This is a genomic window from Rhizorhabdus sp., assembly GCF_018006725.1.
Taxonomy (GTDB): domain Bacteria; phylum Pseudomonadota; class Alphaproteobacteria; order Sphingomonadales; family Sphingomonadaceae; genus Rhizorhabdus.
This window is the reverse complement of the sequence record NZ_JAGMXV010000269.1, coordinates 1-5662: the sequence shown is the minus strand read 5'-3', so window position 1 is coordinate 5662 and position 5662 is coordinate 1. Positions and strand designations below refer to the sequence as shown.

At 60.3% G+C, this 5662-nt stretch carries 3 protein-coding genes; all 3 read right to left on the bottom strand.

Annotated features, from left to right (window positions below):
* Window positions 1-131: 131 nt before the first annotated feature.
* Window positions 132-1712 (bottom strand): AMP-binding protein, encoded by a 1581-nt coding sequence (locus KAY22_RS23445; RefSeq protein WP_049771327.1) that lies wholly within the window; start codon window positions 1710-1712, stop codon window positions 132-134.
* A 47-nt stretch (window positions 1713-1759) separates the two neighbouring features.
* The gene (locus tag KAY22_RS23440; RefSeq protein WP_011950407.1) at window positions 1760-3163 is read right to left on the bottom strand and encodes an aldehyde dehydrogenase family protein; all 1404 of its coding nucleotides are present in this window, start codon (window positions 3161-3163) and stop codon (window positions 1760-1762) included.
* Between the two features lie 172 nt (window positions 3164-3335).
* Entirely contained in the window at window positions 3336-5504 is a 2169-nt protein-coding gene (locus tag KAY22_RS23435) for a PQQ-dependent dehydrogenase, methanol/ethanol family (RefSeq protein ID WP_107917704.1), read from the bottom strand.
* Between the last annotated feature and the right edge of the window lie 158 nt (window positions 5505-5662).

Genomic DNA, 5662 nt, shown 5'->3' with positions numbered 1-5662 from the left:
TGAAAATTACACCAATGCCGGGGGGAGTGGCCCTCGGGCTACGCCCTCACGCCACTCCCCCCGGCATGTAACACGATGGCCTGGTTTTACGCCGCCGAATGGCCGACTTTTGCTCCGCCGTTGACAAATACTCAAGCCACCAAGCCCAGTTCAGCTTCCATCGTCTTGCGCATCTCGAACTTCTGCGCCTTGCCCGTGACCGTCATAGCGAAGCCCTCGACGATGCGGACATAGCGGGGAACCTTGTAGTGGGCGATCTTACCCCGGCAGTGGGCAATCACATCGTCGGCGCTCAGCCGATGGCCGGCTCGCGCTATGACCCATGCGCAGACTTCCTCACCAAATTTAGCGTCGCTGACGCCAAAGACCTGCACATCGACGATCAACGGGTGGCCAAGCAGGAATTCCTCGAGCTCGCGCGGATAGATATTCTCGCCGCCCCGGATGATCATGTCCTTGATGCGGCCGGTAATGCGAACATAGCCCCGCTCATCCATCACCGCGAGATCGCCCGAGTGCATCCATCCTTCCGCGTCGATGGCATCGTCGGTCTTTTCCGGATCGTTCCAATATCCCTGCATCACCGCATATCCGCGCGAGCAATATTCGCCCTGTTGGTTCACCTGCAATGTCTCGCCGTTCAACCCTACGATCTTTGCTTCGGCATGAGGGTGGACGCGGCCCACCGTCGCCACTCGCTCTGCGACGGGATCGTCTATCGACGTCTGCGTCGTCAGGGGACTGGTTTCGGTCATGCCATAGCCGATAGTCACCTCGCGCATGTTCAACCGATCCATGATCTGCTCCATCATGGCCGCCGGGCAAGGGGCGCCCGCCATGATCCCGGTGCGCAAGGACGAGACGTCGAACTGATCGAGGTCCGGATGGTTGAGGATCGTGATCAGCATGGTCGGCACTCCGTAAAGCGCCGTACAACGTTCATCTCGCACCGCCTCAAGTGTCATCCGCGCATCATAAGCCTCTCCGGGGTAGATCATCGCAGCCCCGCTCGTCACGGATGCAAGATTACCCAGGACCATGCCGAAGCAATGATAGAGCGGAACCGGAATGCAGATGCGGTCCTTGACGGTGAGATTGATGGTTTGTCCCGAAAAATAACCATTGTTGAGAATGTTGCGATGCGTAAGCGTTGCCCCCTTTGGAAAACCCGTCGTGCCGCTGGTGAATTGTATGTTGATGGCATCGTCCGGTCGCAGACTTTCCGATGCCGCGCCCAGCAGCAGGGGATCCGCCGACACGCGCAGTTGCTCCCAAGGAATGAAACCGTCATGTGCCTGCTCACCAAGCGAAATCACCAGGCGAAGGTCAGGTAAACTACGCGTCCCGATCTCGCGTAGCATGGCGATGTAGTTACTGCTTTTGAAGGCAGATGCCGTCACCAGCACGCTGCAGCCGACCTTTGCGAGCGCATACTCGATTTCGCTGACACGATAGGCAGGATTGATGTTTACCAGGATCGCGCCGATCTTGGCGGTCGCGAATTGAATCACGGTCCATTCGGCGCAATTGGGCGCCCAGATGCCGACCCGATCGCCGCGACGCACCCCATGATCGAGCAGTCCGCACGCGACCCGTTCCGCTTCGCGGTTCAGTTCCTGCCAGCTCCAGCATATATTCTGATGCCGGGAAACCAATGCCAGTTCACTCCCCCAGCGCCGGGCAGCCACCGATAGGGCTTCTCCCAGCGTCATCTCCAGCAGCGGAACATCAGCCGCGCCTTTCGCAATTGAGAGCACGGTCACCTCTTGATGTTGATCACTTGGAGCTGCGTATATTCGGCGAGGCCCTCGACGGACTGCTCGACACCCAGGCCGGAATTTTTGAAGCCGGCCATGGGGATGTGCGGGCCGATCGCGATATGCTGGTTGACCCACATCTGACCGCTTTCGATACGCTCGGCGATCGCCGCGGCGCGCTCGACATCTTTCGACCAGATGGATCCACCCAGGCCGTATTCGGAGGAATTGACGCAGCGTACCACGTCGTCCACATCCGAGAAGGCGATGACCGGCAATATGGGTCCGAATTGCTCTTCATCCACGATCGTATGGCCGTCGCTGATATCCCGGACGATGGTCGGTTGGATGAAATAGCCGGCTCGCTCCATGGCTTCGCCACCGGCGATGATCTTGCCGTCGCGCCGGGCCGCCTCCAGGAATCCCTTCACCTTTTCAAATTGCGCGCGGTTCTGGATCGGACCGATATTCGTTCCCTGCTTCAGTCCGTCATCGACGACGGCTTCCTGCGCCAGCCTTGCCAATTCGTCGCACATCGCCTCGTAGATCGATTCATGCACATAGGCCCGCTTCACCGCCAGGCAGACCTGTCCGCAGTTGAGGAACGCGCCGTTGAAGATCGCCAGCGCCGTCTCACGCACATCGACATCCTCCAGCACGATGGCCGGATCGTTGCCGCCCAGCTCGAGCGTGACGCGCTTGAGCGTATCAGCGCTGCTCGCCGCGATCCGCTTGCCGGTGGCGGTCGAACCCGTGAAGCCAATTTTGGCGACATCCGGATGGGCGGTGAGATGCGGCCCCAGGTCATTATCGTCGGTGATGATGTTGACCACGCCCGCCGGGAAGATGTCTCGGCACAGCGCGCCTAATGCAAGGGCGGTGACGGGCGTGGTAGGGGCCGGCTTCAAGATGATGCTGTTTCCCGCCAGCACGGCGGGACCGATCTTCCAGCAGGCGACGAGCAGCGGGAAGTTCCATGCGATGATCCCGACGACCACGCCTAGCGGCCGATGCTTGACGACGATATGGGCCTGCTCATCGTCCTGTATGACCCGGTCGGGAAGCTCGAGAGTGGCGTAGTGCCGGAGATATCCTTCCGTCCACGCAACTTCCCCCTGGGCCTCGGCAAAGGGCTTGCCCTGTTCTTGCACCAGCAGGCGCGCGAGATTGTCGCCATCGGCCGCGATGGCATCGGCAAGCTCGATGAGCTTGGCCTGGCGCTGCGCGAAGGGCGTCTCGGCCCAGCCGGGATAGGCTGCCTTGGCGGCTTTGATGGCTTCGTCGGCCTGAGCCGCTGAAGCGCGCGGCACGGTCACGAACGCTTCGCCGAGTGCGGGGTTGATGACCTCGAGCGTGCCATCGCCCTCCACGAGTTGGCCCCCAATCAGCAACTTATAATCAGACATGCTTGTCTCCAGCCACATACGTGGGAAAATCGAATATGCAGGGCATCCAGAGCGCCCCATGGTCGCCGGTCTTCAGTCCTGACCGGCGCAAGCGTTTGTCGCCGCCTTTTCACAAAGGATCGGATGACCGGCGGCGGGCGCCGAAACCGCCGGTCATCCTCTCTAAGCGAGCCTATTTTTTCGGTTTTGCGCTCGCGGCAGGTTGTCCGCGCACAGAATCTGCAGTGCCTTGAATGAACGCCTTGAGCTTCTTGACGTCCTCTGCGGTAAGCTTGCCCTTGAAATCGGGCATACCCTGCTCGGCCATCGCACCTTCGAAAACGAACGCTTCAAGATTGGCGATCGCCTCGCGGGGCGCATAACCCAGGTTGGGCAAATTGCCTCCCTTGTCGACGCCAGGAACGCCATGGCAGAACAGACAGTTGCTGACGTAGAGTGCGCCTCCAGGAGCGACGTCCTTCTTGTCATAGGGCACGCCCGAGAGCAGTTCCCCCTGCTCATATTTTCCGAACTGCGGCAACGGCGCCTTGCCGCCGATGACGAAGGTGTAGACCGTACCAGGCGAACTGCGGTCGGTAGCGCGCTGGGACTCACCGAAAACACCGCCCCAACCCACCGCAATCGAGACATACTGCTTGCCATCGATCTGGTAGGTGATCGGAGCCGCGATGACGCCACTGCCTACCGGCGACTCCCACATTTTATGGCCGTTGCGCGCATCATAGGCTACGAAATGCCCATCTGCGGTTCCTTGGAACACCAGATTCCCCGCTGTGGTCAGCGTGCCACCATTCCACGGCGAAACTTGTTCCTGACTCCAGACTTGCTTCTGGCGCACCGGGTCCCATGCGATCAGGCGACCGAAGGGTTTGGCCTTCGTCGCCGCGCCTCCCAGCAAACTGCCTGTGTTCCAACCGATGCCGCTCATGGGCTGGCCTGGAATGTTGGAGCGATATTTCCATTTCGGATCGTCCGCCAGCGAAAGCGGCACATGCTGCGCGGGAATGAACGCCAGCCCCAAAGCCGGATTGAACGACATGGAATGCCAGTTGTGCCCGCCAAAAGGACCGGGAATGATCTCATAGGGCGTGGCCGAGCGGACGCCGGGCAATTCGATAGGCCTGCCCGCCTTGTCATAGCCCGAGGCCCAGTTCACCGGCACGAAATTCTTCGCGGAGATGAATTTGCCGTTTGTCCGATCGATGACGAAGAAGAAGCCGTTCTTGGGCGCATGCAGGATCACTTTGCGCGGCGCGCCGTCGACCGTCATGTCGGCCAGGATCATATCCTGCGTCGACGTGTAATCCCAGTTGTCCCCCGGCGTCTCCTGATAGTGCCAGACATATTCGCCGGTATCAGGATTGAGCGCGACGATCGATCCGAGATAGAGATTGTCGCCGCCCTTGGGACTGCGGCGATTGCGCGACCAAGGCGCCCCGTTTCCGACGCCGATATACATGAGATTGAGCTGCGGATCGAACGCCATGCTGTTCCAGACGGTGCCGCCACCGCCCGCCTCCCAATAGCGTCCGCTGGGGTCCCAGGTCTTGGCGGCGGCTTCCATCGCCTTGTTCTCAAACGGCTTCGATGGATCTCCCGGGACCGTGAACCAGCGCCAGAGCTTCTTGCCCGACGACGCATCATAGGCGGTGATATAGCCACGCAACCCCAGCTCCGCGCCACCGTTACCAATGATGACCTTGCCCTTGTACACACGCGGCGCGCCGGTGATGGTGGCTGGCGAGTCCGGCGATAGTCTGGTGTCCTCTTCCCACAATTTGGCGCCGGACGCCGCATCAAGCGCGATGAGACGACCATCGAAGGCTCCGACGAAGACTTTTCCCTCATAGACGGCCACGCCCCGGTTCACGACGTCACAGCACCCCTTGCCGCCCGCGCTGCGCGGCACTTGCGGATCGAACGTCCACAACTGCTTCCCCGTCCGTACATTGATTGCATGCACGACGCTCCAGGATGCTGTCACGTACATGATCCCGTCCACAACAAGCGGCGTTGCCTCTACGCCGCGGGTCGAGCCCAGATCATAGGTCCAGGCCAAACCCAGTCGGGCGACATTGTCAGTGGATATCTGGGACAGCTTGCTGAAGCGCGTTTCCGAATAGTCGAGGCCGTAGCTGGGCCATTCCTCGGAAGTCGCAGCGTTCTTGACAATAAAGTCACCGTTAATTTTCCCGGCGATTTTCGAGGTATCGACGGGTGCCCGGTTGCTCGCTTCGTTCGACCGCGAGCAACCACTCAGTGTCGTACCCAGCAAGAGGAAGCCCGCCCCCACAAGGGCCATTCGCCCCGGCTTTCCCCGCCCGAAAAAGATGATCGACATGTCTTTGTTCTTTCTCTCAAATACTTAGAAGACCGGCTCTGTTGCAAAGATTGGCGGCAGTCAGAGGTAGGCTGTCGCTCTGCGCCGATCAGGCGGCTGCTGCGAAATGGTGGTTGAGCATGCCCATGGCCTCCGTCAGCGCCGAGGGCCCAATGCCA

What these genes read in the sequence shown, in the direction of transcription:
- KAY22_RS23445 (WP_049771327.1), bottom strand. Translation starts at nt 1,712, where the DNA reads ATGACGCTGGGAGAAGCCCTATCGGTGGCTGCCCGGCGCTGGGGGAGT.
- KAY22_RS23435 (WP_107917704.1), bottom strand. Translation starts at nt 5,504, where the DNA reads ATGTCGATCATCTTTTTCGGGCGGGGAAAGCCGGGGCGAATGGCCCTT.
- KAY22_RS23440 (WP_011950407.1), bottom strand. Translation starts at nt 3,163, where the DNA reads ATGTCTGATTATAAGTTGCTGATTGGGGGCCAACTCGTGGAGGGCGAT.